This is a genomic window from Brevundimonas sp. (assembly GCF_041648115.1).
Classification (GTDB): Bacteria; Pseudomonadota; Alphaproteobacteria; order Caulobacterales; family Caulobacteraceae; genus Brevundimonas.
On sequence record NZ_JBAZPR010000001.1, the window covers coordinates 1 to 26,397 of the forward strand.

Annotated in this window: 29 protein-coding genes and 1 pseudogene; 12 read left to right on the forward strand and 18 right to left on the reverse strand. The window is 65.3% G+C overall.

What is annotated here, in order from left to right; all coding sequences use genetic code 11:
- Window positions 1-709, forward strand: a 709-nt coding sequence (locus WC597_RS00005; RefSeq protein WP_372691170.1) for a tyrosine-type recombinase/integrase, incomplete at its 5' end; no start/stop codon positions are given.
- Window positions 710-857: 148 nt separating this feature from the next.
- Here WC597_RS00005 and WC597_RS00010 read toward each other — a convergent pair.
- Both WC597_RS00010 and WC597_RS00015 read right to left on the reverse strand, forming a co-directional pair.
- Window positions 858-1,277 carry a BLUF domain-containing protein gene (locus WC597_RS00010; RefSeq protein ID WP_372691171.1) on the reverse strand — a complete coding sequence of 140 codons (420 nt, stop codon included), beginning with the start codon at window positions 1,275-1,277 and terminating at the stop codon, window positions 858-860.
- 370 nt (window positions 1,278-1,647) lie between these two features.
- Window positions 1,648-2,097 (reverse strand): response regulator, encoded by a 450-nt coding sequence (locus tag WC597_RS00015; protein WP_372691172.1) that lies wholly within the window; start codon window positions 2,095-2,097, stop codon window positions 1,648-1,650.
- Window positions 2,098-2,449: 352 nt separating this feature from the next.
- Between WC597_RS00015 and WC597_RS00020 the strand changes: the two genes are divergently transcribed.
- Window positions 2,450-2,731 carry a hypothetical protein gene (locus tag WC597_RS00020; RefSeq protein ID WP_372691173.1) on the forward strand — a complete coding sequence of 94 codons (282 nt, stop codon included), beginning with the start codon at window positions 2,450-2,452 and terminating at the stop codon, window positions 2,729-2,731.
- Window positions 2,732-2,876: 145 nt separating this feature from the next.
- Here the strand turns inward: WC597_RS00020 and WC597_RS00025 are convergent, their stop codons facing one another.
- Window positions 2,877-3,053, reverse strand: a complete 177-nt coding sequence (locus WC597_RS00025) for a hypothetical protein (RefSeq protein WP_372691174.1) — start codon at window positions 3,051-3,053, stop codon at window positions 2,877-2,879.
- Between the two features lie 219 nt (window positions 3,054-3,272).
- Between WC597_RS00025 and WC597_RS00030 the strand changes: the two genes are divergently transcribed.
- Complete coding sequence (locus tag WC597_RS00030; protein ID WP_372691175.1) at window positions 3,273-3,518, forward strand: hypothetical protein; 246 nt, start codon at window positions 3,273-3,275, stop codon at window positions 3,516-3,518.
- Between the two features lie 183 nt (window positions 3,519-3,701).
- On the opposite strand, the gene WC597_RS00035 is transcribed toward WC597_RS00030, so the two are convergent.
- Together WC597_RS00035 and WC597_RS00040 are read right to left on the reverse strand one after the other, a co-directional pair.
- On the reverse strand, window positions 3,702-3,989 hold the full coding sequence (locus WC597_RS00035) for a SemiSWEET family sugar transporter (protein ID WP_372691176.1): 288 nt from the start codon (window positions 3,987-3,989) through the stop codon (window positions 3,702-3,704).
- A 176-nt stretch (window positions 3,990-4,165) separates the two neighbouring features.
- Window positions 4,166-6,781 (reverse strand): PAS domain-containing protein, encoded by a 2,616-nt coding sequence (locus tag WC597_RS00040; RefSeq protein WP_372691177.1) that lies wholly within the window; start codon window positions 6,779-6,781, stop codon window positions 4,166-4,168.
- Between the two features lie 1,215 nt (window positions 6,782-7,996).
- Between WC597_RS00040 and WC597_RS00045 the strand changes: the two genes are divergently transcribed.
- The 3 genes from WC597_RS00045 to WC597_RS00055 all read left to right on the forward strand — a co-directional run bounded on the left by WC597_RS00045 (window position 7,997) and on the right by WC597_RS00055 (window position 10,588).
- Window positions 7,997-8,593 (forward strand): DUF4142 domain-containing protein, encoded by a 597-nt coding sequence (locus WC597_RS00045; protein ID WP_372691178.1) that lies wholly within the window; start codon window positions 7,997-7,999, stop codon window positions 8,591-8,593.
- Between the two features lie 512 nt (window positions 8,594-9,105).
- Window positions 9,106-9,342: a hypothetical protein gene (locus WC597_RS00050; RefSeq protein WP_372691179.1), complete on the forward strand. Its 237-nt coding sequence runs from the start codon at window positions 9,106-9,108 to the stop codon at window positions 9,340-9,342.
- 982 nt (window positions 9,343-10,324) lie between these two features.
- Window positions 10,325-10,588 (forward strand): hypothetical protein, encoded by a 264-nt coding sequence (locus tag WC597_RS00055; protein WP_372691180.1) that lies wholly within the window; start codon window positions 10,325-10,327, stop codon window positions 10,586-10,588.
- Between the two features lie 35 nt (window positions 10,589-10,623).
- Here WC597_RS00055 and ligD read toward each other — a convergent pair.
- Window positions 10,624-13,292: pseudogene (gene ligD, locus WC597_RS00060) on the reverse strand (DNA ligase D).
- Between the two features lie 120 nt (window positions 13,293-13,412).
- Between ligD and WC597_RS00065 the strand changes: the two are divergent.
- Window positions 13,413-13,649 carry a DUF5961 family protein gene (locus WC597_RS00065; RefSeq protein WP_372691181.1) on the forward strand — a complete coding sequence of 79 codons (237 nt, stop codon included), beginning with the start codon at window positions 13,413-13,415 and terminating at the stop codon, window positions 13,647-13,649.
- 66 nt (window positions 13,650-13,715) lie between these two features.
- Window positions 13,716-14,579 (forward strand): Ku protein, encoded by an 864-nt coding sequence (locus WC597_RS00070; protein ID WP_372691182.1) that lies wholly within the window; start codon window positions 13,716-13,718, stop codon window positions 14,577-14,579.
- Here the strand turns inward: WC597_RS00070 and WC597_RS00075 are convergent.
- Window positions 14,576-15,124, reverse strand: coding sequence for a hypothetical protein (locus tag WC597_RS00075; protein WP_372691183.1), 549 nt, complete (start codon window positions 15,122-15,124; stop codon window positions 14,576-14,578). The two genes, WC597_RS00070 and WC597_RS00075, sit on opposite strands and share 4 nt — an antisense overlap.
- 357 nt (window positions 15,125-15,481) lie before the next feature.
- Here WC597_RS00075 and WC597_RS00080 point away from each other — a divergent pair, with 357 nt between their 5' ends.
- Entirely contained in the window at window positions 15,482-15,967 is a 486-nt protein-coding gene (locus WC597_RS00080) for a hypothetical protein (RefSeq protein WP_372691184.1), read from the forward strand.
- Here the strand turns inward: WC597_RS00080 and WC597_RS00085 are convergent.
- Window positions 15,964-16,221, reverse strand: a complete 258-nt coding sequence (locus WC597_RS00085; RefSeq protein WP_372691185.1) for a hypothetical protein — start codon at window positions 16,219-16,221, stop codon at window positions 15,964-15,966. The two genes, WC597_RS00080 and WC597_RS00085, sit on opposite strands and share 4 nt — an antisense overlap.
- Window positions 16,222-16,386: 165 nt before the next feature.
- Here WC597_RS00085 and WC597_RS00090 point away from each other — a divergent pair, with 165 nt between their 5' ends.
- The 3 genes from WC597_RS00090 (at window position 16,387) to WC597_RS00100 (ending at window position 17,243) form a co-directional block, all read left to right on the forward strand.
- The gene (locus WC597_RS00090) at window positions 16,387-16,548 is read left to right on the forward strand and encodes a hypothetical protein (RefSeq protein ID WP_372691186.1); all 162 of its coding nucleotides are present in this window, start codon (window positions 16,387-16,389) and stop codon (window positions 16,546-16,548) included.
- Between the two features lie 67 nt (window positions 16,549-16,615).
- The gene (locus WC597_RS00095) at window positions 16,616-16,795 is read left to right on the forward strand and encodes a DUF3606 domain-containing protein (RefSeq protein ID WP_372691187.1); all 180 of its coding nucleotides are present in this window, start codon (window positions 16,616-16,618) and stop codon (window positions 16,793-16,795) included.
- Between the two features lie 298 nt (window positions 16,796-17,093).
- Window positions 17,094-17,243 (forward strand): hypothetical protein, encoded by a 150-nt coding sequence (locus tag WC597_RS00100; protein ID WP_372691188.1) that lies wholly within the window; start codon window positions 17,094-17,096, stop codon window positions 17,241-17,243.
- Window positions 17,244-17,434: 191 nt separating this feature from the next.
- Here the strand turns inward: WC597_RS00100 and WC597_RS00105 are convergent, their stop codons facing one another.
- The 10 genes from WC597_RS00105 to trbE all read right to left on the reverse strand — a co-directional run bounded on the left by WC597_RS00105 (window position 17,435) and on the right by trbE (window position 26,394).
- Window positions 17,435-17,824, reverse strand: coding sequence for an AlpA family phage regulatory protein (locus WC597_RS00105; RefSeq protein ID WP_372691189.1), 390 nt, complete (start codon window positions 17,822-17,824; stop codon window positions 17,435-17,437).
- Complete coding sequence (locus tag WC597_RS00110) at window positions 17,817-18,095, reverse strand: hypothetical protein (RefSeq protein WP_372691190.1); 279 nt, start codon at window positions 18,093-18,095, stop codon at window positions 17,817-17,819. The genes WC597_RS00105 and WC597_RS00110 overlap by 8 nt, the downstream gene beginning before the upstream one ends.
- Window positions 18,092-18,658 carry a lytic transglycosylase domain-containing protein gene (locus tag WC597_RS00115; protein ID WP_372691191.1) on the reverse strand — a complete coding sequence of 189 codons (567 nt, stop codon included), beginning with the start codon at window positions 18,656-18,658 and terminating at the stop codon, window positions 18,092-18,094. The genes WC597_RS00110 and WC597_RS00115 overlap by 4 nt, the downstream gene beginning before the upstream one ends.
- 44 nt (window positions 18,659-18,702) lie before the next feature.
- Window positions 18,703-19,212, reverse strand: a complete 510-nt coding sequence (locus WC597_RS00120) for a S26 family signal peptidase (RefSeq protein WP_372691192.1) — start codon at window positions 19,210-19,212, stop codon at window positions 18,703-18,705.
- Window positions 19,209-20,378: a TrbI/VirB10 family protein gene (locus WC597_RS00125; protein ID WP_372691193.1), complete on the reverse strand. Its 1,170-nt coding sequence runs from the start codon at window positions 20,376-20,378 to the stop codon at window positions 19,209-19,211. The genes WC597_RS00120 and WC597_RS00125 overlap by 4 nt, the downstream gene beginning before the upstream one ends.
- A complete protein-coding gene (locus WC597_RS00130; RefSeq protein ID WP_372691194.1) occupies window positions 20,375-21,253 on the reverse strand; it encodes a TrbG/VirB9 family P-type conjugative transfer protein in 879 nt (292 codons plus the stop codon). The genes WC597_RS00125 and WC597_RS00130 overlap by 4 nt, the downstream gene beginning before the upstream one ends.
- The gene (trbF, locus tag WC597_RS00135; RefSeq protein WP_372691195.1) at window positions 21,232-21,825 is read right to left on the reverse strand and encodes a conjugal transfer protein TrbF; all 594 of its coding nucleotides are present in this window, start codon (window positions 21,823-21,825) and stop codon (window positions 21,232-21,234) included. The genes WC597_RS00130 and trbF overlap by 22 nt, the downstream gene beginning before the upstream one ends.
- A gap of 91 nt (window positions 21,826-21,916) precedes the next feature.
- Window positions 21,917-23,269, reverse strand: coding sequence for a type IV secretion system protein (locus WC597_RS00140; protein WP_372691196.1), 1,353 nt, complete (start codon window positions 23,267-23,269; stop codon window positions 21,917-21,919).
- A gap of 4 nt (window positions 23,270-23,273) precedes the next feature.
- Complete coding sequence (locus tag WC597_RS00145; protein ID WP_372691197.1) at window positions 23,274-24,020, reverse strand: conjugal transfer protein TrbJ; 747 nt, start codon at window positions 24,018-24,020, stop codon at window positions 23,274-23,276.
- Window positions 23,971-26,394 (reverse strand): conjugal transfer protein TrbE, encoded by a 2,424-nt coding sequence (trbE, locus tag WC597_RS00150; RefSeq protein WP_372691198.1) that lies wholly within the window; start codon window positions 26,392-26,394, stop codon window positions 23,971-23,973. Before trbE ends, WC597_RS00145 begins: the two co-directional genes overlap by 50 nt.
- Window positions 26,395-26,397: the final 3 nt, after the last annotated feature.

Sequence of the window (26,397 nt, forward strand, 5' to 3'; positions counted from 1 at the left end):
AGCTGGCCACACTCCATTGCGTACACCCCGAGGCGACAGCGTCTATGTAAGCAGACCCGTCCGCATCGCCTTGCAGCTTGCGCTCCTGCTCTTGCAGCGCCGGACCGAAATCGCAGGCATGGACCTGGCCGAACTGGATCTCGACCAGGCGGCCTGGCTGATCCCTGCTGAGCGGATGAAGTCGGACCGTCCTCATCAAGTGCCGCTGCCGCCGTACGCGGTCACGCTCATTCGCGAGGCAATAGCCCTGACCAAGCTTCCATCAGACCGATTGAAGGGGCCCGTTTTCCCACATCAACGGGACTACACCGAACCCATGCGCGCCGACGCGATGACCAGAGCAATGGACCGGCTGAGGGATTGCATCGGTGTGGAAGACGCGACGGTCCACGATCTGCGGCGCACTGGTTCGACCGCGCTAACCAGCGAAAGACTACGTGTCAGTCCTTTCATCCGCTCGAAGGTCTTGGGGCACGGCACCGACGCGGGCGGCGGTGCTCAAGTCTCCAGCACCCACTACGATGCAAACGAGTATATGGTGGACAAGCGCGCCGCTCTGCGTGCGTGGGAAGCGCTGCTTCTGCGGATTGTCGAACACGGGCCCAGCGCCGCGAAACCTTCCACTCACGTCGGCATCATCCGGAGCTCAATGTTCGGCCTGATGGCCGCCAACGACGTCGAGCCGGTGGTCTTGGCGCAGGAACACTAGGGGCAGGGCGTAATGGGCGTCTGCTTCATCTCGCCCGGTACAGCGATCGGCCGACTTGCGCCACAGCGTCCAAAGGCCATCTGAGTTTGCGCTTATGGTTGAGGCTGCGAAATGGCGGGTGGTTTTGGGAAATAGGTAGCCCTTGGGTCTATAGAATTCCGTAGAGGCTCTCGGGCCGCTTGGTGAGTTCCAAGAGGGCGCTGACGACCTGAGCCCCAGTCCCTGTTTCGTTTATGATACGAAACGACTGCTCTTTCAGAGGCGTGTGATCGGGGAGCGCCATCACCCAGGACTCGAACAAGCGCCCGGGAGCGGGCCACCTGCCGAGGATGACGATATTGTCGTGACGGGGGTCTGCGGCAACTCGGGCCATCAAGGCGTCGATCGCCACTCCGGGACCTTCAACCACCTGGGTGAAATGACCATCGGGTTGGGCAAGGCAGCCGGTAATGCGGTCGCGTTTATTGTTTCGCCGTGAGACTTCGAAGATGGCCTTCACGGCCGTTGTATCGTCCGGCGCCACAAGCGACCGGCTCCTGTACACCAGCCTCGTGAGCGACTTCGGCATCCCGGTCCTTCCATGCAAGACCAAGCGCCACACTCTGCCACGCTATGCGTGCGTCAGTCGCACCCGGATAGAAGTCTGAGCGGCGTCATTAGTTGCCGCGCATGTATTCCGAGGTCTAAGTTGACGTCCAAGCCAACGCTGCCGTTTCCGCGTGGCAGTTTCAGTCGCTGTGGCCCTGAGCCGGTCAGCCGTCAATCAAGGCAGCGCCACCAACCTGCTCTGCCGAGTAGACCGCATCACCCCGAAGAGGGCGCCGGGATTATTCACCGCAAGCCGGCGCCCGGGTTTGAGCGCTGGCGCCGATTTTTTGCACGAGGTTGACGCTTTTCATGGCGAAACCCATCGCCCGTTCTCTCGTATCGCCCCCCGCCTAGGTTGCCGTCGCGAACTCGGAACCAACTTCGTCAAACACTTCGAGGCCATTAGGCTTCGGCGGTGCAATGTGCCCCTGAAGGCGAGCCAGGAGGTAGTCCACGGCAAGCACCATGTCGGCGGCGTCGTAGGGCTTCGGCAGCGAGGCGATCGCAACCGTGCTCGCGGATCGTGCGCGGCTCACCTGGCCGCTAATCAGCAGGACGGGTATATCCAGGATCTTAAGAGCTTCGGCCAGTTCGACGCCGTCGTCTCCATGAGCAAGCTGAATGTTCACCAGCGCCAGATTGGGCGGGCTGCCTTGCGCGACTTCAAGCGCGTCGGCGATGCGGTCCGTCAAGTCGAGGACTTGGTATCCGGCATCTTCCAGTTCTCCCTTGAGGGCAGTCGCGATGAGTACATCGTCCTCAACGATCAGTAGGGTGTTGCCCGCTCGCAGTGGGGTCATCGTCTTTCCTCGAGATTCGGCAGCGATCGAAACTAGCGCCACGCGCTCACTCACACTCGCCCCCTGACCTCCTCAAGGCGCCAGGTTGTGCAAGGTTCCGCCAGCCGGCTTTCCGGACCGAACGTCGCGGATAGCGCCTGGGCGACGCGCTACCAGCTGCATCCAGCGAGACTTAATCGCGTACCGGATTGCGCCGCTTATTCCGGCTCGCTCTTTCGGAGGGCGGGCCCTTCGTCGATGAGCGTGCTTCAAAACCTGGGTGAGACGCCTCCGATAAGTCGTCTGAGCCGAACAACGAGGAACCCTACCGATCGTTGTCGGTTCAATCGGCTTCATAGGGAGGATCTACGTTATGGCTACTGAACATGAAGTGCGTCGGACTGACGGCACGGTTGAAAGGACAACCACCAATGGGACGGCTGTCGAGACGCGTCGCGGCAGCGGCATGGGCCCCATCGTTGCGCTGATCATCGGCCTGCTGGCGGTTCTTGTAATCGGGTACTTCCTGATGAACATGAGCAACAACGAAGCAGTGGAATCCAACGCGATCGCTGGCGCGGCCGAGAGCGTTGGCAATGCAGCGGACAATGTTGGCGACGCCGCGGGTTCCGCAGTCCCTTCTTCCGACCGATAAATTTGTTCACGGAACCCAGCCCGTCATCCGGAAAGGGTGGCGGGCCTTTTAGCGTGCCTCCCGGGCCACCTGGGCCGGGCTAGATTCCTGCAAACTCCATCGACTAATAGGCGCGAGCCTTCAGGCTCCGCTATCGACGCCAAGATCAGCGTTTGAATAGCGACAGAACCAAATCGTCGCCGTCCAACACATCCAGCTGCTGGATGCCCTGGTGTGCATAAAAGTAGTCGGTGGCGAGGCACGTGGCGTCGTCAATGTCGAAGCTCGGCAAACGCATCTTCGTAATATTTTGGCCAGGTTCAATGATGCGCATCCAGTACATAGCGTCACTCTAAGACGCTGCATTCCGTCTATCTACCGTCAACACGCCTAGGACTGGAAAGCTGTCGAGAGGGCCGTGTACATTTTGAAGGTCGTGTGTCCCCGGATCGAGCGGGCGGCGTAGATGTCGCCGATCCGCCGTGGAAAAGGTGGGGGAAGCTGTCGTCTGTCCACCTTCCGACACAGGCGAACGTCGGGGCTCCAAGCGGATTCGAATTGGATGCACACATTCGTCTTCGACAGCAATGCCGGGGCTGAGACCTCCTTATCCTGGTCCTGTGATCTACCGGACATCAACGTCGCGAAGAGGCAGGCGATAGAAACATTTGCGCACCTGCTGCTTCATGATGGCGCTGACTTTTGGAGCCGCCCTGCCGTTCAGATGACGGTGTCGAACCTAGAGGGGATGGTGTTGGTCAGGATCGATCTGGCGGCGATGGCGCCAGCATCGTCGCAGCGGCCCTAGAGGAACCGCGAGCGGCCCGTCAGCAGCTTGAGCAGGACGTCAGCGCCGATCAGTAGGGTGGCCAGCAAATTCATTCAAAGACACCATGCCGCCACTAGAGAGATCCAGTCACCATAACGATTGGTAATCCTCCAGGCTCCGTTTTCGAGGCCCCTCCCTCCGGAGAGCGGCCTTCTTCTGCGTTCACAGGTCTTGTGTTTTCGGGTCGCCGTCTCGGAAGCGCCATTTCATGAAGAGCACTCCCGACGCCATCACGAGCGCGAAACTGTTGGACACGGTCACCGGCCAAGCCTGGGTCATCACGCCGTACACGACCCACAGAATGAAGCAGGTTACGGTCAGCGAATATGTTTTGAGGCTGACTGACGAGGCGTCTCGCTCCCTCCAGATTTTGACGCCTTGCGGCGCAAAGCTGGTTATGGAGCAGATGGCGGCAGCTGATCCGACAATATTCGCTACGAGGTCGTTCATGCCTCCGCAACGGCGCTGGCCGAACCCATGTTCCAATGCGCGAGAGCGTACCCCGGCGCCCGCCTCACGGCCTGAAACATCGCAAGCCGCACCACCGCACGCCTGCGCCGATCAGTCGATGCGTGTTTTGCAAGAATTTTTGCAGGCTGTTGACCCGGGCCGACCAGCCGCCTCGGTCATCCAGAATCCCCCTCCAGTATAGACCTTACCCGCCGAGCCAGCGCCTTCAGTTCGAACGGCTTTGTCATGATGTGCATGCCGTCCTCGAGATTGCCTCCCGTGAGCACGGCGCTCTCAGCGTAGCCGGTGATGAACAGCACCTTCAGGTCGGGCCTCCTGGTCCTGGCGGCATCAGCCAGCTGCCGGCCATTCATGCCGCCGGGTAGCCCCACATCCGTAATTAGAAGTTCCGCCGAAGGCGTGGCGTTCAAAAGGGCGAGTCCCGACCGCCCATCCTCCGCCGCAACGAAGTCGAAGCCCGCGTCAGCGAGAGCTTCGGCCGCCAGCATGCGGATCGGCGCTTCGTCGTCGACAATGACGACCATGGCTCTCCGCGCTTGTTGCTGTGGTTGCTCATCCGCGTCATTTGCCGTCTCCGGCGCGACGACGCCCCGGAACCGGGGAAGGTGAATAGAGACGTTCGTGCCCTCGCCGGGGCGGGACGCGATGTTGATTTGACCGCTCGATTGCCTCACGAACCCGTAGATCATCGATAGTCCGAGACCCGTACCGTGGCCGAGAGGTTTGGTGGTGAAGAATGGATCGAAAGCCCGCGCGATCGTCTCCTCCGACATACCGACTCCCTTGTCAGCGACACTGAGCCGGACATAGTCTCCGAGCGCGCACTCAGGGCCCAGCACCGTTTCGTCGGCGATGGTTACGTTAGCGATCGACAGCGTCAGGTCGCCGCCGTCGGGCATCGCGTCCCTGGCGTTGATGCACAAATTCAATAGGGCGTTTTCGAGCTGACTGGCGTCGACGAGAACCGGCCATGGCTCTTCCATCGCGACCGTTTCCAGCTTGATGGCGGGGCCCACGGTCCGCTGGATCAGATCCTCCATCCCGCGTGTGAGAGAGAGCACGTCCGTCGCCTTCGGCTCTAGGGTTTGCCGGCGAGAGAACGCCAGCAGTCGGTGGGTCAATGAACTGGCCCTCTCGGCTGCGGTCTGGGCCACGCCCACGAACCGTTTGGTGTCCTCAATCCGTCCCTCTGCGATCCGCTTGGCCACCATCTCCAGGCTGCCGGAAATCGCGGTGAGAAGATTGTTGAAATCGTGCGCGATGCCGCCGGTCAACTGCCCTACGGCTTCCATCTTCTGGGCCTGCCGCAGCGCGGCCTCGCTGGCCATCAACTCGGTTGTTCTCTGCTCGACCGTGCGCTCGAGCGACGCAGCGAGCTTTGCAAGGTGGCGTTCCGCCCGCCGCCTTTCGCGTGCGGCAAGGGTGCGTTCTCCCACGTCGCGCATGAACTGCAACTCGTCATCCAACCAGACGCGGGGCGCAGCGTTGTTCGCGTAGAACAGGGCGACGGTTTCCCCTTGGTCGCGCAAGGGCATGTTGACAACCGCGAGCGCCGAAATCGCCTCCAGGGCCGCAGCCGTGTCCTTCGTGCGCGAGTCGAGACGCGCATCGTCGAGGACGACGGTCTCGCCGCGCTTCAGGTCCTCGATGTAGCTCCCGTAGTCCCGGAAGTTGAGGGTGCCTGCCAGGCTCCGAATCCCCGGGGCGTTCCAGTCTCGCTGGATGGTGATGGTTTCCGTCGGCCGGTCGACGACGCCGAAGCCGACGCGATCAACCTCGAGAGTCGTGCCGGCGATTTCGCAGGCCGCGTGTGTCAGCTCGTCAGGGTCGGGGGTGTCGCGAACCGCGTCCGCCAACGCCATCAGCGCCGAGCGCAAACGCTCGGCGCGCACGCGTTCTGTAATGTCCGTGGTCACGCCGGCGATCCGGAGCGGTCTTCCGTCGGCGTCATGAATGAGGATTCCGCGGGCCTCCATCCATCGGATCGAGCCGTCTGGCGTGACGACGCGGTGATTGACGTGATAATCAGCGCCCTGGTCGATCGTCGCGTCGCTCTGAGCCCGGACAGCGTCTCGATCATCCGGGTGGATGAGGCTCTGTCGGTCTTCGTAGGTGAACACCGTGTCGGCAGGCCAGCCCATCAGGGTCTTGTAGCCGTCGGAAGCGACGAGCGTGCGAGTGCGGACATCGACGCTCCAGGCGCCTAGTCCCCCCGCCCGCATCGCAAGGTCCAGCTCGCGCTCGCGCTCGCGATCGACATGCAGACGGGCGGTAAGCTTTGCGCTCAGCGCGGCATTGTCGGACTGCAGATCGTCAAGCCGCTCGCGTTCGAGCGTGACATCGACCTGACTTGCGAAGAAGTAAGCCAGCTTGCCGTCGGCATCGAACACGGGCGCGAGCAGCAATCGGTTCCAGAACGGCTGACCGTCCTTGCGATGGTTCCGGATGTCGATTTCCATCGGCTGCACCGATGCGACCGCGTCATGGATCCGTCTGATCGTTTCCGGATCTGTCTCCGGGCCTTGAAGGAAACGGCAGTTCCGCCCGAGAATTTCCGCTCGCGTATACCCCGTGAGCCGACAGAAGGAGTCATTGGCGAATACGACAGGGTTATCGGATTGCCGCGGATCGGTGATGATCATCGGCATCCGGGTCGCCCTTACCGCGGCCACAAACGGGTCATTGGAACTCTCGAGTCCCAGGACTTCACTGGCGATCCGTTCGGCATCCCGTTCGGCTTTGGGGGATCCGTCTGCAGTGGGCGGGCTCATGGGCTTCATCTGCCGTGAACTTAGCTGTGACGCCTTGAAACTCTCGTGACGCTCGCTGGTTCACACAGCAAAGCCAATGGGGGCGCCGTCCTGAATACAGGGCGTGGACGTGGTCGAACGGGAAAAGAGCCATTCGACAGCGTTTCGCCGCCGCTTGCCCGGGATCGAAGACGGGCGACAGGGCTGCAAGGGGTCGATTTAGGTCCTTCGCCTGGACGACAAAAGCAACGGCTGGTTAAGCGACGGCGGCAAGCTGAGTTGGCCAACCTGCAGCGACAGCGTGGCGAACCTGTTCCAGGAGACGCGTCGCCTCTATCGGCTTGGAGATATGGCCGTCAGCGCCAGCCGCCTTCCCGCACGGCGCGCCCGAACCATGGCTTTGCAGCCCCGCGCGCTGCTTCCGAGGACCGGCGATCCTTAGGCGCCCGCCATTTACGATCGTACGACCAACGCCCGCACATCTTCCTCTTCGGCCATCGCGGTACGGCCGCCATCTAAAGGATCGTGGGATGACGGACAAACCGGACCTGGCTGTCGAAAGCCCGCCACCATGGTCTCGCAGATGCAGGCCCTGAAATCTTCATCGTCCCCCCCGGACCGGACTAAACGGCGGCCTGAACGGTCATGACCATGGTGTCTGGAGCAGCGCTCAAAGGCGTACTGAACAAGGGGAAACCGAACGACGAGTTGATCGTTGAGCGCCGATTTCGTCAGTTCAGCCCAATATCCGCAGGTTCATGAGCACCACGCAGCCCGTTAAACCGATGCCGAGCAGGAGAAGGCCAGTCATCACAAGCCAGCTGCGATTGCGCCGTCGTTTCATGAGCGATTTATTATCGCGAGGGATCTCGGTTTTGAAGCAGATTTCAACGGAACGCGGCGAGCGGCCTGAACCTAGGAGAGGAAAGGCCGCCCGCCGCACGGAGTGGCGTGTGCTACCGGACCGCCACCCTCTCAGGCCGGCTCCGTCGAGACAACGACGTGAGGTTCACTGTGTTCCAAAAGTGCTGACCGGAGTGGCGGGCCGCATCCGTCCCTCCTAGGGCTGATGTCCGCTGACGGCCAAGAGATTCGGCGTCATCGAGGATGCGCCTCTTTGCGCCAAGGCCGCCTCACCAACAATGATGTCGGCCGCTCCGGCGTATGGGCGTTATCCGAGGGTCGGAACCTCAAGTGCGCGTGACGGGTTTCCCAGTTTTATAGGGAGACCCTTCCATGAAATATCTCACCCTCGCCAGCGTCGCATCGTTGGCCCTCCTCGCCGCCTGCAACCAGGGTGGCGACAGCGCCGCCCAGAACACCGGCGAGGCCGTCAACGCCACCCAAGACGCCACCTCCGGCGTCGTCGGTCAGACCTCGGCCATGACCATGGGGGCCAACACCGTCGACGGCTTCGTCACCGGCCTTGGCACCGGCAACATGTACGAGCTGGAAGCCGCCAAGGTCGCCGAGGCCAAATCGACCAACGCCGACGTCAAGGCGCTGGCTGCGATGATCACCAAAGACCACACCGATGCCGGCAAGAAGCTCGAAACCGCAGCCGCTGCTGCTGGACCCAATGTCGTTATCCCGACGGCGCTTGACGAGCGTCGGAAGGGCATGATCGACAATCTCAACGCCGCGACGCCAGGCGACTTCGACAAGGTTTATCTGGAACAACAGGTCGCCGCGCATAATGAGACCCTGACCCTTCTGAACGGGTTTGCCGACAACAGCGAAGCGCCCGGGCTGGCGAGCCTGGCTCGCGAACTGATCGCGCCGGTCACCATGCACCGCGATCGCGCGAAGGCGTTGCTGGATGCGATGAACTGAGAGCCTTCGACTGAATAAGAAGACCGCCGCCCTGGGTTAGGGCGGCGGTCAGGTCGAAACGGAACGAGACGGTTCTTCGCAACCGGTCCCGATTTCACAACCGTCATCAGATCTGTCAGGTTCCAATCCGGGATTGCGGACATGGCGACAAAAAGAAGCCTCATCCGATCGCGCCGGCGCCCGGCTCCAGCGCAGCCAGCGCCTCGCGTGCAAACCGGTCGCACAGTCCTTGTGGCAGCCCTCGACGATGCGACAAAATCAAGCCTGCCCATCGAAGAGATGACCGTAGCGGAAGACGCATCCGGCATGTGGTGATCGGCGGGGTTGACCAATCCCGTCATCAGACATGCAGCGGCGGGCAGTGATCGACTAAACCGCCTCGCAGCCCTGGAAAAGGCCACTCTTGCTGACCCGGAATATGTGGCGCACTTCTCCTTTCAACGGAGAGCCAAATGATCAGATTTCTCGATCACACACGAGCGCGAAGCGGGCATTGGAGGGTCGGCGTCTGGTTGGGCGGAGCCGGTCTTCTCGTCATCCCCTGGATCGCTATGCGGTTTACCCCGTCGGTCGCATGGACGGCTTCCGACTTCGCCGCCATGGCGGGCCTATTGATCGGCGTCGGTCTCGCCTTCGAGGTTTTGATTTCAAAGACGATGAAGCCCTTGCCGAGACTGGTTATCGCTTCGACGATCATCGCCAGTGTCGCGCTGATCTGGGCTGAGGGCGCGGTCGGCATATTCCACTGATCCTATATTGGCGGTCATTTCACTCGCCATAGCGCTGCAACTCGCGCCGATACCGCCATCGTTCCGCGACAGCCTTAAACGTCCGCGTACCCACACGGCACGAATATGGCCGCATCGCCTCGCCGGACGTCCTTATCGAACAGGCCACACAGCGCGTTCTGAGCCGATCGCGCAAAGGTAAAGATTCCCGATCGGCTGCGCTCAAAGCTTTTGCTGGAGGCGTGAACGGTCGCAATATCCGGAAATCTACAGTAGGCGGCGTGCTTCGATCGTCCAGTAAGAGTGCTCCTAGCGCCCTTGGTCGAAGACGACCTCGCGGCCGTAGCCGCTGAGACGCCACTGGAATGCGATAGATTTAAGCCTTTCACTGCTACCGCCACCAAGACGGCCAGGGTCAGTCTCCAGATTGTGAGGATTGGATTTCGCGGCTAAGCCGCAGTCGTCTCGGTTCGTGCTGGAACGGCGGCCGGCGGTCTGGAGGGCGGAAAAACGTCGCCCAGGCCGCCAATCGTTTGAAGCAACCAGCATTTCGAAGAGTGTGAAGGTGTGCAGACCGACGGCGCGGATTGGCTCAGGCCGCGCCCGGCGGCTTGGTCAGGTGAAAACACCGGCTGAGCCGCCACGTTCGGGTGCCGTGTTCCTTGAAAATGTGCAATGACGCGCTGGCGGAAAGCTAGTGCAGATTGGTCGACCGCAGGGACGCCCTGTATCGTCCCCCACGTCGGGGCGTCCCACCCGGGCTTCGGCGCCGAACACAGACCTTGGCCGTCAGGCCAAAACGCACACCTTCCACTTCCACTATGGGCGGCAAGCAGGCATTTGCCTTAGTCCGCAGAGCGGGTTTTGGCCAACAATTCTGTCAGCGGATTGACTGGTATACCGTGTCGAACAGGTCTAGCGCGGCGGAGTTTGGCGCGCGTTTTCGGCCGGCCGTCGCCAAGCCGACACAGGAACGCGCAGGGGCACGCGCCGTTGGCCTGCCATGCCTCGCATCTACGAATTTCGCTATCACTACGGCGCCTCGCCCGATCCGGCGATCGAACACGCGGACCTGACCGATGACGCCCAGGCGGCGGTCCGCGCCGTCCGAGAATTGCTTGGGATGCCGAGCCGCCACGCCGTCGAGGTCTGGCGCGAGGGGGTCCTGGTCTTCGGCCGAACGCGGGCTCGACACTTGCCAGGAGACGGCGCAATCCGCCATGACTTTACAGTCCTGCAATCAGTAACGACCGACTCGACAGTCTAGACACCGTTAATCGGAACGCCGGCCGGTAAGCCGAGCTACACCTTGCCGAGCCGCTTGATCGCGGGACCGAGAGGCCGTTCGCCCTCGCAATAGTCGTCCCAGGCGGTGAGTTTCCGAACCAGACCGGGGACGGTCCGGACAGTATATTTCATCGGATCCAGGCCCTTCTTCACCTGCGACCAGGTCAAGGGCATGGAGACCGGGGCCCCCGGGCGGCCGCGGGGCGAGAGCGGCGCGACAGCAGTGGCCATGCGATCGTTGCGGAGATAGTCGAGGAAAATTCGCCCCGTGCGGTCCTTTTTGGCCATGGTGATCAGGAAGCGGTCGGGAGCATCCTGGGCCATGGCTTTGCAGACGTCTCGCGCGAAGGCCTTGGCCGTGGGCCAGTCGATCCCCTTGGCCGTCAGCGGGGTGACCACATGCAGCCCCTTGCCGCCGGTCGTCTTGCAGAAGCTGACGAGGCCCAGATCGGTCAGCCGGTCGCGAACCTCCTTGGCGCTGCGGATGACTTCCTCGAACGCGACGTCCGGCGCCGGGTCGAGGTCGAACACGAGGCGGCCAGGCTGTTCGGGCGCGAAAGGCTCGCTGTTCCAAGGGTGAAGCTCCAGCGCGCCGGTCTGGCCGGCCGCGATCAAAGCCTCCACCCGATCGAACTGCAGATAGGGCTGGCGATCGCCCCAGACCGTGACCTCGGTGATCAAGGACGACTGGCCCTTGCCCGAATGACGCTGAAAGAACTTTTGATCCCCGTTGATCCCGTCGGGCATGCGGATCACCGAGCAGGGGCGGCCTTTCACATGGCGCAGCATCCACTCCCCGATGGCCTCGTAGTAATGGGCCAGGTCGATCTTGGTCACCGGACGGTCGTCGCCGGCGTCCGGCCACAGAACCTTCTCCGCGTGGGATATGGTGATCCCCTTGACGACCGCCGAGCCCTTGGGTCTCACGGTGGGGGTCTGGACCGTGGCGGTGGGTTTCACCTTGGCCGGAAGGGGTTCGGCCAGCTCGATTACGGCGGCTTCGGCCGGGACCTCCGCCTCGACCTCCGACGCTGGTTTATCCTCGCGCAGGCCCTTGAAGGCAGCCTGCCGGATTGAACCGTCGCCGGTGAAGCCTGCGTATTCGATCTCCGCCACCAACTGGGGTTCGACCCAGTGAACGCCGGCGGCCTTCTTGGGGGCGCCCTTACCCGTGAACGGACTCTCCGGCGTCTCGAGCGCCTTGAGCCGGGGCATGATGCGCGCGACGGTTTCCCGCCCAAAGCCGGTGCCGATCCGGCCGACGTGGACCAGGGCGCCGTCGCGGTACACCCCCGCGACCAGGGACCGGAAGGCGTCGCCCGTCGTGGTCCAGCCCGCGATGACCACCTCATGGCCCTGGCGGCATTTGGACTTGGTCCAGGTATCGCTGCGGCCGGAGTGGTAAGGCGCATCCAGGCGTTTGGACACGATGCCTTCGAGGTCCATGCGGCAAGCCGACAGGAGCACCGCATCCCCGGCCGTCACGAAATGATCGACATAGCGAAGTGTGGCGGGGGCCTTGGCGACGGCGACCTCGAGTCTGGCCTTGCGTGCGGACAGAGGCAGGGACCGTAAGTCCTCGCGCCCCTCGAACAGCAGGTCGAAGACGAAAAAGACCAGGTTCTTCGTCTTCCCCTCGGAAATCGCCGCCTGCAACGCCGCGAAATCCGGAGCGCCGGTCGCATCCAGGGCGACGACCTCCCCGTCGTAGATCCCGTCCTTGAGCTTCGCCCCGGCGGCGACGATCTCCGGAAATTTCGCCGACCAGTCGAGCCCTTTGCGGGTCAGGAGGGTGGCCTTGCCGCCGACCGCGCGCAGCTGCATCCGGTAGCCGTCGAACTTGATCTCATGAGCCCAGGCCTCGCCCTTGGGCGGCTTCTCGGACGATTTGGTCAGCTGCGGCTCGACGAAGGTCGGCAGGGTTGAGACCGTCTGACCCTTGGCTTTCGATCCGGACAGCGCTTGCCCGGCCGGCGACTTCGCCCTTTTGCCCGAAGGCTGCGGAGCGGAGCTTTCCCGCTCGCGATTGCTTTGCCAGACGGCCCCGGCGTCAGGTCCTGCGGCCGTCATGAAGGGTTTGACCTTCCGGCGCTTTCCCTCGGCGATCTCGGTCATGGTGCGCTTCGAGGCGATCGACCGGTCTGCATCGGTCGGGCCGCCGACATCGCCATCGACCGCCGCCTCGTCGCGGTGTTTGATCAGCATCCACCCCGGCTTGGACTTGGAGACTTTGTCGGCCTTGAACCGGACAAGGACCCAGGACCCGTGCATTCGCTCGCCCTCCATGACGAACTTGAGCTCGCCCTTGGCCAAGGCTGCGCCGATGTCCTCGAATCCCTTTTCGGGGGCCCAGTAACCGCGGTCCCACAGCATGACGGAGCCGCCGCCGTACTGACCCTTGGGAATGGTCCCCTCGAAATCGCCGTAGTCGAGCGGATGATCCTCGACTTCCATGGCCAGGCGACGGTCCTTCGGGTCGAGCGACGGTCCCTGGGCACGGCCCAAGAGCGGAAGGTTCCTTCGTACTCGAGGCGCAGGTCGAAATGCAGATGGCTGGCGGCATGCTTCTGAATCACGAAGCGCAGGGCCTCGGACGGCAGGACACGGGCGGCCTCACCTGAAGGTTCGGCTGTCTGCGCAAAGTCGCGCATCCGCTGGTAGGTCGAGAGTTTGGAAGGCGCCATGGTTCCGATCCTGTCCGTCCTACTCGCTCAACGAACACGGTCCACACACGATCCATGCAGGATCACCCGTCCGAATGAATCCTTTTCCAGACACAGGCGTTTGATCGGCAGGAGATCGCCATGCCCCCTCACGACACCCGCAGCTTTCGGGTCCACGCCCGCCATGTCGACGCCCACCTGGCCCGGGTGGTCGAGGAGGCCTCGTTCGAGGCGGCCGCTGTCGCCTATGTCGAGGATTTCCATCCGCCCGTGACCGACAGCCCGGACATCAGCGTCATCGTGCGCGATGTCGCCTCGGGACACGAACACTGCTTCAGAATCGACCTGGAGACGGGGGACACCGCGCCCTGCGGATAGGGAGCGATTCGTTCCCCGGAGTCGTTGTGGTTCCGAACGGCCCATATGCACGCAAAGGAATCTCTGATGGCGTCACGCCCAAGCTGGCAAGGACATCTGAAGCTGTCCCTCGTCACCTGCCCGGTGGCGCTTTACACCGCGACCAGCTCGGGCGGAGACGTCCATTTCAACCTGATCAATCCCAAGACCAACAACCGGATCAAAATGATCACGACGGATCCGGACACCGGGCCGATCGAGCGGTCGGACCTGGTCAAGGGTTATGAGGTCTCCAAGGGCGAGTACATTCTTCTGACGGATGAGGAGATCAAGTCGGTCAGGCTGGAGAGCACCAAGACGATCGACATCGAGCGATTCGTCCCCGGCGACGACATTGACCGCCTGTATTGGGACAACCCCTACTACCTCGCGCCGGACGGCAAGATGGCTCAGGAAGCCTTCGGGGTCATCCGCACCGCTCTGGAGCGCTCCGGCCAGATCGCCCTCGCCCGGGTCGTCATCTCGACGCGGGAACGGATCCTGGCTCTCGAACCGCGCGGCAAGGGCATCCTCGCCTACACGATCCGCACGGACGCCGAGGTTCGCAAGCCAGATGCGATCTTCGCCGGCATCAGCGACGCCGAGCCCGATGCGGACATGATCTCGATCGCCCAGCGCATCATCGAGCAACGGGAAGGGCCGTTCGACCCCAGTCTGTTCGTCGACCGCTACGAGGAGGCGCTGAAAGCGCTCATCGAAGAGAAGCAAAAGGGCCACAAACCGGCCAGGGTCGCCGAGCCCGAAGACACCAATGTCATCGATCTCATGTCGGCGCTGCGCGCGAGCCTTGGCGGCAAGTCCAAACCCGCCGCCAAGAGCCCGAAGGCAAAGGCGAAGGCGAAGCCAGCCGAAAAGGCGGCCGCAAAACCAAGAGCCAAGAAGAGCGCCTAATCCGTCCCGCCGGCCTTTCGGTAGACACTGCGCGCCTCGACCACGGCCGTCGTCGCGGCCCTGCGTCTCTGGACGTAAAAGGCCTGTGCCGCGCTGCGGGCGGCGTCAAGTTCCTCCTGTTGTCGCCGGAACGCGGCCTCCTCCGCCCTTCGCGCCCTGTCGATCGCGCTGAGCGACGCCTCAGCCTTTGTCAGGGCGCTGCGATCCGCGGGCTGGGCTCGGGGTCGTGACGGAGCGACCGGTTTTGCCGCCGGCTTGAGGGCCGGGCGCTCGGGCGCGTCGGGCAGGATGGGCAGACTCGTCGCTTCTTTGGCGAACGGCGCGTTCGAGCCGACCGCGCGCTTCAGCACGACGCCAGGCTGGGAGAGGGCAGCCGCGATCGCCTCCGGATCCTCGACCTCATGCGCCTGACCGAAGGCGAACAGATTCTGTCGTGTTTCCCACGCCCGCAAGGCGGCGGCCCGGCTCGGAACAGCGACAATGGTGTCATAGAATCCAAACGGCGCCTGGAAGACCTTGAGGCGGCGCACCGGCGTCTTTCTCATCGCTGATCCTGTCCCTGGGCTTCTCGACAATTCTCGGCCAGAGGAGTCGTTCCCGCCGGGTGGTTCGAGGCGTCAGAGGCTCGCGGTCACCCGGATCGTGTACTGGTCCTGCGAAGGTAAAACCCCTGGAGGAAGATCCCAGGTCGACAAGACCTGGCCGGCATGGCCCGTACAGTCGTCATCGCCAAAGCCGGTCGCCTGCAGAGTAGGCGGGGTCGACGCCCGATAGCCGCTCTCTCGCTATGGGGCGGTGGGCGCGTTCGGCCTCTCACCTTCCCGGCGCGTCGCCGCTACGCCGTCGATTTCGATCAGTTGCAACGACATTGGGCATCTCACGCCCAGCACAGCAGACTCCAGATGAACGCGTCCTCCCTCGTATCGCTGAACGTCTGGCAGGGCCGCTGGGCCAACGACAAAAGCCGCCTGACGAAGCAGCCCAACCCGGGAGCCGAAGTTGACCGCCCCTCTCACATGGACAGACTCCACAATCGCGTGACGCCGTGTCAGGTTCTGAAGGAACCAGGAGCATCGTCGATGGGAACGGAAAGCATCACCGAGGATGAGTTGGAGGCCTTCCACCAAAGGCTCCAGGGGCCTTTGGGTGAGGCGCTTCGAAAAACGGGCGTCATCCTGGAACGCCGGATGCGCGATCGTGGTACGTCGTGGGACGATCTTACCGATAATCAGGTGGCTGACGCCTTTGTCTCGGCATTTATGGAAGCGGCGCCCGAGGCCTACCCGGATGTAGATCGATGGACGATCAACAAAGCCCTCGCGGTCATGGCCGACACGCTCGCAATGGAGCTGGCCGCGAATGCTCCCGGCGGCCGCGCGGTGAACTAGGTCCCCTTGGGATGGGGATTGTGCAACGCCGGCGCCTTCACCGCGCTCAGATCCAGGCAAAATAGCATAAGGCCTGTCTCGTCCGAGACTGTCATCGTCACGTCTTCAGACATCCAGAACTGTGAGCCGTCTTCACTCAGCAGCTCTCCCAGCGTTTGGATCGCCTGAACCTGCGCCTCTCGAACGCTACCCAGGTCAGCGTCCCAGCTCTGGCGTCCGTGAACCCCGGCGTCGCTCTCAAATCGAAATATCATGGTCCGCTTACGGACTTGGGCTCATTTGGTTCCCGGCCTGGTATAGCGCCCGCGAAGCGAGAGAGCCGCCCGCTTCTGAGCGCTGACGGCCCGGGCTCTCACGCCAAGGAGAGTGGCGTCGCCAACACTCCACGCCACGTCTTAAAACCGCCGTGCGGGGTTTCTGTGCAGAGGACTGACCTGACCCTGGGAAGACGGACGACCCTCTTCAACTCGCGCGCGGGCGTGGAGCTGGAGTGCATCGAAAACGCCTTCGCCTTGAAGACCGTCGCCTCCCCGACGGATCCCATCATCCTCGACGGTCTGCAGCGCGGGCATATCGATTGACCGACACCCGACACAGGAACAGGTGGTGGATTGCTGAGTTTTTCCTCGGTCAAAGAAGGAGAAAATCGTGACGGACGACAAATCCAAAAGCGGCGGCGCGGATCGCCGGCGCATCAGTTTGACCGAAGATTACGAAGTTCGAGATTGGGCGGCCAAGTTCGGCGTGAGCGAGGAACGCCTACGCCAAGCCGTCGACAAGGTCGGCGATCAGGCCGATGCTGTCGAACAGGAGCTGCGGGGCCGATGAAAACCGATCAGCAAGCCGAAGCCGCCCTGCCGCCAGGTGTCGCGAAGGGCCGTCGTCTGGATACGACCCCGGAAGAGCAACAGCTTCAAGCCGGCGGCATTGGCCCCGGCGGTCAGGTCGGTCCGGATCCAACCACCCGCCGACTTCAGGAAGGCCGGACTTACGCGACTGACGAAACGCCAGGCCACGAGGGACCCATCTCCGGTTCCCCCGGTACGGCCAGTCCGACGCGTCCGCATGGGGACGGCGGCGCTGCCGCATCTGTCATCTCGACAACCGCACAGCGGAGGAACGCCTGATGGAAACCTTCCCCTGGGGGTTCGTCGTCATCGGCGGACCCGCGATCCTGCTTTGCGTCATCGTTTACGGCTACCTACGCGGCGCAAAGCGAGACAAAGAGATCGATCCCAATACACCGGGTGACGACCCTTCGAAGGGGATGAAATAGGCCCTAGAGCCGCGTCCGGGATGACTTCGCCATCCGACCTCTTCGTCCCTACGTCGCTTCAGCGGCGCCTCTACCGCCGGCCGTCCGGTTTCCAAGCGCTCTTGGGCCGGCGAAGGGCTTACAGCCAGCGCTGCGCTGGAAAAGCCCACCTCACCTGACGGCAGTCGATGATCAGTGAGACTGACTTCGGTTCAGAAGCCGAAGTCGATCTGATTGGGCGCGACTGAACGGCCGCGCCCTCTGGATCGCGCCCTCGCCTCAGGCTCTGGCGGCGCGGGCTCGGATTTCCGATCCGCCGCCTGCGCCACCGGGCCGGACTTCGGCCGTCTCGGCATGCCGGGCAGACGCGGGCGTTCCGGCGGTCGGAAGGCCGCTGTCGGGCGCGACCGCCTCCAGGCCATCACCTCCGTTTCCCACCAGCAGACTCGGCCGGGTGACAGGGAGACGGGCTTGGGGAAGGCGTCGATCTGTTGAAGCCGCCAGACTGTCGTGCGACTGATGCCGGTAATGGCCTGGACCTCGCGCCAGTTCAGCATCCGGTCGCCCGGGCCGCCGATGTCCACGTCCTTTGCGTCATCCATGGCGGCGCCCTCTCGCAGCGGCCGGGGCGCCGGTTCTGAGCTCGGACACCTGAGACAGCGCCCAAGCCCGCAGAAGCCCGCGTGGATAATAGGGTTTCGCGCGCACATGCCGGCATGGGGGACCGCCCGCGCCGACCGACCAGAGCCGCGCCAGACTGGCGGGCTTGAGCCGGATGCCGAACGCCGCGAGGAAGGCGGACGCCTCCTTGCGGGTCAGCAGGTCGTTCGCGCCATCGTCCAGGCCTGCCGCGTCGATGGGTTCGGGGATCATGGCCGCCCCTCCGGTCGACTGCAGGCCCGCGACGAACGCACGTCCCGGCCGGCCGTCAAGGCGAGAAAACACTCAATCACGGTGGCGACATACTGCTCCGTCTCCGGAATCCGCGGCACCCGTCCCAGACGCGCGACGCGCGCCGGCCCTGAATTATACGCCGCCAAAGCCAGCCTGAGATCCTGGAATTGGGTCAGCTGCTGCGCCAGATAGTTCGCGCCGCCCAGAAGATTGTCGGTGGGATCGAATCGATCTGCGACCCCCAGGTCGTGGGCTGTGCCGGGCATGAGTTGGGTCAGGCCCGCCGCGCCGGCCGGCGAGACCGCGTCGGGTCGAAACCCGCTTTCCGTCAGCACCAGGGCCTGAAGCAGCTTCGGGTCGATATTGTGCCGCGCCGCCGCCTGCCTCATCGCCTCCCGGAAGGGCGGGTCGAGTTCGGGCAGGCGAACCGCCTCGTTCCCGTGATCCGCCGGGCGCTCGATCAGGGTGTGGTCGCCGAACAGATCGCCGCCGGCCGCACGCCAGTCCGCCGTCTGCGCCCCGACCGGCCATGGCGCAAACATCAGCGCCGAAACCGCCGCAAGGCCTAGGACGTCGAGATGCCGCCTCACCATGTCAGCACCAGACGGTAGGCGCCGCGCAGGTCTGAGCGTCGGACCGGCCCGAAATACCGGCTATCGAAGCTCGTGTCGGTGTCCCCGAGCAGAAACACCTCGTCGGCCGACAGGCGCCGGCACGCTGACCAGACCGGCAGAGTCGCGCCCCGCCGGTCGTTCAGCGCCACCGCCGCCACCTGCGCCGGCAGGCGGATCCGGTCGCGATCCCGGCAAACCCGATCACCACCCTGCGCCGCGACCCGTTTGATGAGCAACATGTCCGGGGGCGCGCCCAGTTCGGCCAGATAGGCCCGCGCCGCCTGTGGCTGTTCCACAGCCGTGACGGCGCCCCGTTCGAGGCGGGCGCCGGGCTGCCGCACGTAGAGGCCGCGCGGCAGGCTCGCGCTTTCGTTGACAAGGGCGACGTCCGGGCAAACGGCGGCGGCGCAGGCGAGCAGCCCGGCGAGGGCGCCCGTCCCCGCCAAAACGCCCCAGCCTTTCAAGGTCAGGATCTGCATCATGGCGCATAAGGCTCCAATATAAGATCGCGGGTGATCAGCACCCGCGCCGCGCCGCCGGCCCTGACGCGGATCGCCGGACGGACGTCGAGCTCCCGATCGATCAGGCGGCCGCCGACACGGGCGCCTTCGATCGCGGCGGCGTCGCCGGCATCGCCCAGGAAGGACCCGCCGCCCCGCCCGCTTTCATCCCGCGCCGCCTGTCCCAGGGTGGTGACGGCGCCGGCGAAAAGAGTCGAGATCGCCAGGTCGCCGAGACGCCGGTCGACCCGCCCCGCGACCCCCGTCGCGCCCTGGGCGTCGACCCCGGGTTCGGCGTCGAGCACCAGGCTCTTGCCGTTCGGCAGGAGCAACCGCTCCCAGCTGAGGAAGGCGCGGCGGTCGCCATAGGCGCTGTCGCCTTCATGACGCCCGATCAGACGCGTCCCCTGAGGCAGCAGGAGATGACGCCCCGTCACGGTGTCGTAGATATTCTGCGTCACCGTCCCGATGACCGGGCCCGGCCGGCTCGTGTCCACGGCGGTGAGCAGAACGGCTGGGATCAGGGCGCCCGCCTTGATCTCATAAGGCGAACGCGGCGCGGTGAGGACGTGGCGGTTGTAGACCGCCTCTCCTTCCGACGTCGCGCCGGGCGGATGGCGCACAGAGCCTCCGGAAGATCGGAGCGCGACCGGCGCCGGTTGCGCCGTATCGGTTCGACGGGCGTCATCCCCGAAGACGATCGCAGACCGGACCGCCAGCTGGCGGGGATCGGGGCCGCCGCTCGAAATCGCCCCTGGGCGCGCCGCGTTTGCATAGGCGGGTCTCGCCGGGAGGGTCGGCCCCGGCGGGTCGGCCTCGGCCTCGGGCCGTTCCCCGGCTCCGCGAGGCTCCGGCAACCGATCGTAGCTGGCGGGCTGTTCCACCACGACATCGGCGGGCCTGACGGCGCCCTGATGGGGATCGTCCCGCTCCTGGACAGCCCGGGACCGGGCCGCGTCGCGCAGTTCCGGCTGGATGACGAAGGCCCAGGCGAGGGAGCCGGCCAGCAGGATGCAGCCGGCGCCGACCACGATCTGAACCACGGACCGACGCAGGCGCACGACCGGAGGTCGCGGCGCGCGACCGTTCAGACCGCGCGCCGGCGCCTTGACGGAAGCGGAGGCGTTATGCGGTGGGGGCAGGGTCATGGCCGCGCGCCCAGCCGTCGAATCCGCACCACCTGAGGCCGTCGGTCGCCCAGGCGAAGCTCGGCCTGATCCAGAAGCCGGTCGACGATGAACACGCCTTCGGCCTGGCGATAGTTGAGAAACTGCGCGTCACCGCTCGATCCCAGGCCGAACAGGGCCGGCGCTTCGGAAAGGGCCAGGTCCGGCGCGAAGGCGATGAAGGTGCGGCGGCCGTCGTCGAAGACGGCCGTCGGCGTCCACGCGGGTCGACGTCCCACAGGCTCGATTCGGTAGCGCGCGTTCAGCGGTCCTGACGGCGTGACGGGGCCCTGCACGGCCGGCGCCTCCGCCGCGGGCTCGGGCGCAGGCTCAACACGGGGGACATCCCAGGCGACCGCCGGATTGAAGGTCTCGACGGGTCCGCTGCGCAGGGCGATCAGATACACTCGCTGATCGGTCATCAGCATGAGATTGGTCTCGAGACCGCGTTGCAGGGGTTTGATGAGAACGTGCACCCGCCCGTCGGCCGCGCCGCCGGAACGCACCTCCCCCAATTGCCAGCGCACCGTATCGCCGGCGGCCTTGGACAGAAGCGCCTCGCCCGGCGCCAGGGTGAGCGACGTCACCCTCAGCGGCGCGGTCCAGACCTCATAGATACGTCCCGGCGCCCAGCCGAACACCTGCACTCCGCCTTCAAAACGGTCGGAGCGCGAGGCGGTGCGCGCCTCCTGATTGGCCTCGGCGATGGCGCGTCGCCCGAGTCGCGGCGTCTCGGCGGACACGGACAGGTAGGGTCGCGGCTCGGCAGGGTTGCCCGCGGGGGACGCCAGGGCGGTCGGCGCCCCGATCATGCTCGCTGCAGCGGCGGTCGCGATTACGACGCGTCGGGTGTCCATGACACATCCTCGATTTTCAGGCCCAAGGGATTCTTCATCAGCTCCGCCTCGGTGCGGGGCGGCTGGAGGGTGGTCGTGATCAGGGCGCGCCAGCGGGCGCCGCCCGCCGGCTGGCCGTTGACGAAGCGGGTTTCACGCCACTGCAGATCGAACGTGCGTCCGGACCGACGCACCACGTTCAGCACCTGCACATTGACCGCCTCGCGTCCCACGTCCGCGAACGGGTCGTGCGCCTGAGCCCAGCCATTGAGAAAGCCGGCGGCCTTGGGCGTCAGCAGATCGTAGGCGCGCAGCCAGTTCTGTCGCAGCACGATCGGATCAATGCTCTTGGACCGGACATCGCGAATCCATCCGGAGAGGGCGTAGCCGATCTGGGCGTCGGTGGGCTCGTAGCGTCCGCCGACGGCGGTGATCCGCTGGGTCTCGCCCCAGTCCGAGACCTCGACCACATAGGGTTTGACGACGGCCCGATCGGCCTGGACCCACCAGCCCGCGCCGAGAAACCCAGCCAGGGCGAGGTTGGCCGCCGCAAACCGGCGCCAGTTCCGGGCGTGGGCCAGGGACAGGCCCATTCGATCGTCCCACACCTGGCCCGCCCGTTGATAGGGCGTGGAGTCCGGCGCGGAGGTCAAAGGCCGCCGTGATCGAAAGAAGGGATGCATCTCACGTCTCCTCGGTGTTCAGACGGGGGGAGAGGACGCCGCTCGTTTCGCTGGACGGCATCAGACTGCGACCGGCGTTGGCGACGAAGAAGGCTTGAAGGGCGCGGCCGCGCCGGGTCTGTGAAGGGGCTCGCCCCCCCTCGCCCTCTGCGGCGGCCGCCTTGTGGAAGGCGGTGTTCGCCGCCGCCGCTTCGCGGTCGCGGCGGGGCTGCGGCCGCTGAGCGCCAGCGGAGGGATCGGCGCCCTCGCTCGACGTCGCCGCCTTGTCTGGACCCTTCGCATCCGTGCGCGTCCCCCCACGCGGCGCAGCGCCGTCGACGGGTCCCGGCTTGCCCGATCCCGAAGATGGAAATCCGGATGGACCACCGCCCCGTGGCGGCGCTGCGGGCGGGCTTGCCGACCGGTTCGCACCCGCCCCTGCAGCCGCCTGGGAGGACCCGGCGATACGCCCGGCGCCCCCGCTTGCTGCGGCTCCCAACCCGGCGAGACCTGCGGCGGCGACGAGCCCGGCGCCCCCGACGGCGAGACCGCCGGTCATGGCCGCCCCGGCGCCGAGTGCAGGTCCGCCGGTAACGAGAGCGGACGCAAGGTTTGGGATGAAGATCGCCAGCATGGCCAGAAGAATGGCCGCCACCAGGAGGCTGAGCGCCTCGTAGATGTCGGGCTGGGTCGAGGGCTGAAGCTGATCGAAGACGGTCCTTGCGCCCGACACGACGATCGCCAGGGCCAGGACCTTGAGGCCGGACGAGACGACGTACCCAAGCGGCCGCTCGGCGAGGAAGGCGGTGCGGCTCCAAATCCCGAACGGCAGAAGGACGAAGCCGCCGAGGGTGACGATCTTGAACTCCAAAAGCGCGACGATGATCTGGAGCGCCAGCACGGCGAAGGCCAGCATGACGCCGATCATGGCCACGCTCAGGATCAGGGCGTCAGCCAGATTGCCGACGACATCGAGGGGATTGTCCACCGCCCTCGGCGTCTCCCCGATCGCCTTGACGATCGCCCAGCCCTGCGCGAGCACGGCTCCGGGATTGAGGAAGTCATCGCGGGACAGGGAGCCCCCGCCCGCCGTCAGGCCCAGTTCGATGAAGCCGGCGTAGAGCGTCTCCGCCAACTGCTGCCAGTCGTTGATCAGCCAGGCGAAGGCGCCGACGAGAAGCACCTTGCCGAAGCCTGCCGCCAAGACGTCGCGATTGGGAGACAGCGCCCACTGGATGCCGGTCAGGGCCACGACCAGACCGATCATCAGGCCGAAGACGCCCGCGACCGATCCTTCCAGGGCGGCGAACCCGGCCGAGACGGTGTTCGAGAACACCACCATCAGTTCGTTGGGCGTGTCCATGCCGACGGCCATCGGATCAGTCCCGCGCGCGAGCCAGAGGATCGAACCGGGGCGGCGCCGGGACAGCGGTCGGTCCGCCCCACGCCTGGCGTCGCGCGGCATCGCCGGCCGCGCGATCGGCCTCCGCCCGAACCGCCTGTTCCGCCATCAGCCGTGACTGGGCCAACATGATGCCTCGAAGCGCAGCCAGATCCTCCGCCAGCACCGCAAGGATCTGGTTGGAGGACTGCACCGCCGCCGTCTGACCTTGGGCCGACTGGCTGGCGGACAGGGCGCCGCTCAGACGGGTTGATCGGCCGTCGCCCAGCCGCTCCAGCTCGGCGGCGTGACGCGCCAGATCGCCGGCCGTGCGCCGGGCGGCGTCGCTTCGCGCCTGTCCCTGCGCGATCAGATCCAAGACGCCGGAGGCGGACGGATCGTCGGGGTAGAGGCTGTCGAACTGACGCTCGAGGCCCGAGACCGTCGTGGCCAGGCCTTGGGCGCTGCGCGCCAAGGCCGCCATGTCCTGAAGCGTCTGACTGTTCTGGGTCAGGTGGCTGTAAGGCGACGCCGCCAGGCTGCGCGCCTCGTTGGCGAGACTTTCAAGCTGGCGGGCCGCATGAAGCGCGTTTTCAAGATGGTTGCGCGGGTCATAGACCACCATCTGGGCGGCGACCGGCCGTCCGCAGAAGACGGTGGCCAGGGTCGCCACGGCGGCGGTGAGGATCAGGCGCCTAGTCCGCGGCGAGCGGTCGGGCGTAGGCGTCGAGAACGGCGTCGACATTGCGCACTCCTTTGGCATTGAGAAACCCCCGCGCGAAACCGGACGGGCCGACCGTGTCCAGGACCGTGTCGATCAGTCGCTGGTCCTCGGGAGAGCCTGCGCCGCAGAGGGCCAGGGCCACGCCCGTCAGGCGCAGATCGAACAGGCGCCGCCCCTTGGGCTGACGCCAGTAATAGGCGCGCTTGGGCGGGGCGAAGGCGATCAGCTCGAGCTGCCGCCGGGTCAGGCCGAAGGCGCGGTAGAGCGCGGCCGAGGCGGGCTCGAGCGCCCGGGGATTGGGCAGGAAGACCTGGGTGGGGCAGCTTTCGATGAGGGTGGCGGCGATGGAGGACGCCGCGACGTCGTCCAGACTCTGGGTGGCGAACACGACCGCCACACGTTTCTTGCGCAGGGTCTTCAACCACTCCCGGATTTTGGCGGCGAAGGCCCCCTGACCCAGGAACAGCCAGGCCTCGTCCAGAACCAGCAGGGTCGGCCGCCCGTCGAATCCGGCCTCAAGCTGGTGGAACAGGGCGGACAGGACGGGGGCCGTGACCGATGGCGTCGCCATCAGGGTTTCGAGTTCGAACGTGTCGAACGGGCTGACGCGGAGACCGCTGTCGGCGCCGTCGAGCAGACTGCCGTGGGGTCCCTTCAGGGTCAGCGGCTCCAGCGCGGCGACGATGGCGCGGTGCTGCACCAGGGCGCAGAAGACCGTGAGGGTGCGCTGATCGCGCGGCGCCTCGCCAAGGGCGTTGAGAGCCGACCAGATTTCCTCGCGCAGTTCCGGCACGGGCTCCAGGCCGGCGAACCGGATCGCCTCCCCGAGCCATTCCGCCGCCCAGGCGCGTTCGGCCGGGTCGTCGATGGCGGCCAGCGGCTGCAGGGACACCGCACCGCCCGGCTCCAGGGCGCGCCAGCATCCGCCGGCGGCGAGCGTCGCCGCCCGTGCGGACCGGCCCTTGTCGAAGAAGACCACCCTGGCGTTCGGGTAGCGAAACCACTGCAGCGCCAGAAAGGCCAGCAAGGCGCTTTTTCCGGCCCCGGTGGGGCCGACGATCATGGCGTGACCGACATCCCCGACATGGAGAACGAGCCGGAAGGGGGTGGAGCCCGTGGTTCGCGCCGTCGCCAGCGGAGGCCCCGCCAGCGCGGTGTCGTCCAGCGGACCGGCCCAGACGGCGGAAACGGGCAGGAGGTCCGCCAGGTTCAGCGTCGAAACGAGAGGCCGACGCACATCGGCATAGGGCTCGCCCGGCTGTGAGCCCAGCCACGCCTCCACGGCGTTGAGGTCCTCGATCCGCGCCACCAGGCCCTGAGCGTTCAGGGCCGCCTCCACCGCCCTGGCCTTGTTCGCGGCCCCCGCTTCGGTGTCGTCGAGGACGGTGACCGTCACGGTCAGATACCCGTAGGCGCAGGCGCCGGACCCAAGGGCCGCCAAGGCGCCGTCGCATTCCTCGGTCTTGGACACCGAGTCGGTATCGAGAAGGGGCGTCTCCTCCTTGGTGATGGCCTCGCGCAGCAGAACGCCCACGCCTTTGCGTTTCGCAAACCAGCGCTTGCGCAGCTTGACGATCTCCAACTCTGCGGCCGATTTGTCGAGCGCGATCCAGCGGGCGGTCCAGCGATAGGCGAAGGGCAGCGCGCCCAGCGCATCCAGGAGGCCCGGCCGGGTCATCGACGGCAGGCTGCGGACGGAGACCACCTTGAGCCAGAGGTCGCCTAAGCGGGGCGCCACCCCGCCCGTCAGGGGCGTATCCGCCAGCCAGGCATCGAGGAACATGGGCGGATCGGTCGGCGTCAGGGTGAGCGTTCGATCCGACACGCCGTCATGAAGCCACGACAACAGGGCGGCGTCATCCAGCCGTTCGATCTCGTCGAGCGCATCCGTCAGCAGGTCGAAGGTGGCGGCGGCTTCGCGACGAAACTGTTCGAGCGCCAGTCGCCAGTCGCCGGAGCGCGCCGCGAGCCCATCGAACAGCCACCGTTCCATTCGCCGGCTGTTATCGACCGGCGGAAGCCAGGTCAGGGCGAGGCGGTAGTCGGTCTCGAAGGCGGGATCGGCCTCGTCGAAGCGGCTGCGCCGTTCGGCGTCGATCAGCCAGGCGACATCGAGGTCGAAGTCGCTCTCGGGATAGGCGGCCGCGGGTCTGCGGCGCGCTTCGACATGGAGGCACCATCCCGTTCCCAGACGACGCAGCGCATTGTTCAGTCGCGCCCGCACCGCCATCAGCTCCTCCTCCGTCGAGGAGTCGAGATCCGGACCGCGGAAGCGAAAGCCGCAGGTGAAGGAACCGTCCTTGTTGAGAACCACGCCCGGCGCGATCATCGCCGCCCAGGGCAGATGGTCCGCCAGACTGGCGGGACGCCGTTGATGGTCGTCTAGAAACCGCATCCC

Excerpts from the sequence above, each read along its gene's own strand:
- WC597_RS00100 (WP_372691188.1), top strand. The coding sequence starts at position 17,094 with ATGGAAACCTTCCCCTGGGGGTTCGTCGTCATCGGCGGACCCGCGATC.
- WC597_RS00025 (WP_372691174.1), bottom strand. The coding sequence starts at position 3,053 with ATGTACTGGATGCGCATCATTGAACCTGGCCAAAATATTACGAAGATG.
- WC597_RS00075 (WP_372691183.1), bottom strand. The coding sequence starts at position 15,124 with ATGAGAAAGACGCCGGTGCGCCGCCTCAAGGTCTTCCAGGCGCCGTTT.
- WC597_RS00030 (WP_372691175.1), top strand. The coding sequence starts at position 3,273 with ATGCACACATTCGTCTTCGACAGCAATGCCGGGGCTGAGACCTCCTTA.
- WC597_RS00105 (WP_372691189.1), bottom strand. The coding sequence starts at position 17,824 with ATGGATGACGCAAAGGACGTGGACATCGGCGGCCCGGGCGACCGGATG.
- WC597_RS00115 (WP_372691191.1), bottom strand. The coding sequence starts at position 18,658 with ATGTTTGCGCCATGGCCGGTCGGGGCGCAGACGGCGGACTGGCGTGCG.
- WC597_RS00020 (WP_372691173.1), top strand. The coding sequence starts at position 2,450 with ATGGCTACTGAACATGAAGTGCGTCGGACTGACGGCACGGTTGAAAGG.
- WC597_RS00145 (WP_372691197.1), bottom strand. The coding sequence starts at position 24,020 with ATGTCGACGCCGTTCTCGACGCCTACGCCCGACCGCTCGCCGCGGACT.
- WC597_RS00080 (WP_372691184.1), top strand. The coding sequence starts at position 15,482 with ATGAACGCGTCCTCCCTCGTATCGCTGAACGTCTGGCAGGGCCGCTGG.
- WC597_RS00040 (WP_372691177.1), bottom strand. The coding sequence starts at position 6,781 with ATGAGCCCGCCCACTGCAGACGGATCCCCCAAAGCCGAACGGGATGCC.
- WC597_RS00130 (WP_372691194.1), bottom strand. The coding sequence starts at position 21,253 with ATGGACACCCGACGCGTCGTAATCGCGACCGCCGCTGCAGCGAGCATG.
- WC597_RS00120 (WP_372691192.1), bottom strand. The coding sequence starts at position 19,212 with ATGATGCAGATCCTGACCTTGAAAGGCTGGGGCGTTTTGGCGGGGACG.
- WC597_RS00140 (WP_372691196.1), bottom strand. The coding sequence starts at position 23,269 with ATGGCCGTCGGCATGGACACGCCCAACGAACTGATGGTGGTGTTCTCG.
- trbE (WP_372691198.1), bottom strand. The coding sequence starts at position 26,394 with ATGCGGTTTCTAGACGACCATCAACGGCGTCCCGCCAGTCTGGCGGAC.
- WC597_RS00035 (WP_372691176.1), bottom strand. The coding sequence starts at position 3,989 with ATGAACGACCTCGTAGCGAATATTGTCGGATCAGCTGCCGCCATCTGC.
- WC597_RS00065 (WP_372691181.1), top strand. The coding sequence starts at position 13,413 with ATGCCCCCTCACGACACCCGCAGCTTTCGGGTCCACGCCCGCCATGTC.
- WC597_RS00085 (WP_372691185.1), bottom strand. The coding sequence starts at position 16,221 with ATGATATTTCGATTTGAGAGCGACGCCGGGGTTCACGGACGCCAGAGC.
- WC597_RS00045 (WP_372691178.1), top strand. The coding sequence starts at position 7,997 with ATGAAATATCTCACCCTCGCCAGCGTCGCATCGTTGGCCCTCCTCGCC.
- WC597_RS00015 (WP_372691172.1), bottom strand. The coding sequence starts at position 2,097 with ATGACCCCACTGCGAGCGGGCAACACCCTACTGATCGTTGAGGACGAT.
- WC597_RS00110 (WP_372691190.1), bottom strand. The coding sequence starts at position 18,095 with ATGATCCCCGAACCCATCGACGCGGCAGGCCTGGACGATGGCGCGAAC.
- WC597_RS00125 (WP_372691193.1), bottom strand. The coding sequence starts at position 20,378 with ATGACCCTGCCCCCACCGCATAACGCCTCCGCTTCCGTCAAGGCGCCG.
- WC597_RS00010 (WP_372691171.1), bottom strand. The coding sequence starts at position 1,277 with ATGCCGAAGTCGCTCACGAGGCTGGTGTACAGGAGCCGGTCGCTTGTG.
- WC597_RS00070 (WP_372691182.1), top strand. The coding sequence starts at position 13,716 with ATGGCGTCACGCCCAAGCTGGCAAGGACATCTGAAGCTGTCCCTCGTC.
- trbF (WP_372691195.1), bottom strand. The coding sequence starts at position 21,825 with ATGGGCCTGTCCCTGGCCCACGCCCGGAACTGGCGCCGGTTTGCGGCG.
- WC597_RS00055 (WP_372691180.1), top strand. The coding sequence starts at position 10,325 with ATGCCTCGCATCTACGAATTTCGCTATCACTACGGCGCCTCGCCCGAT.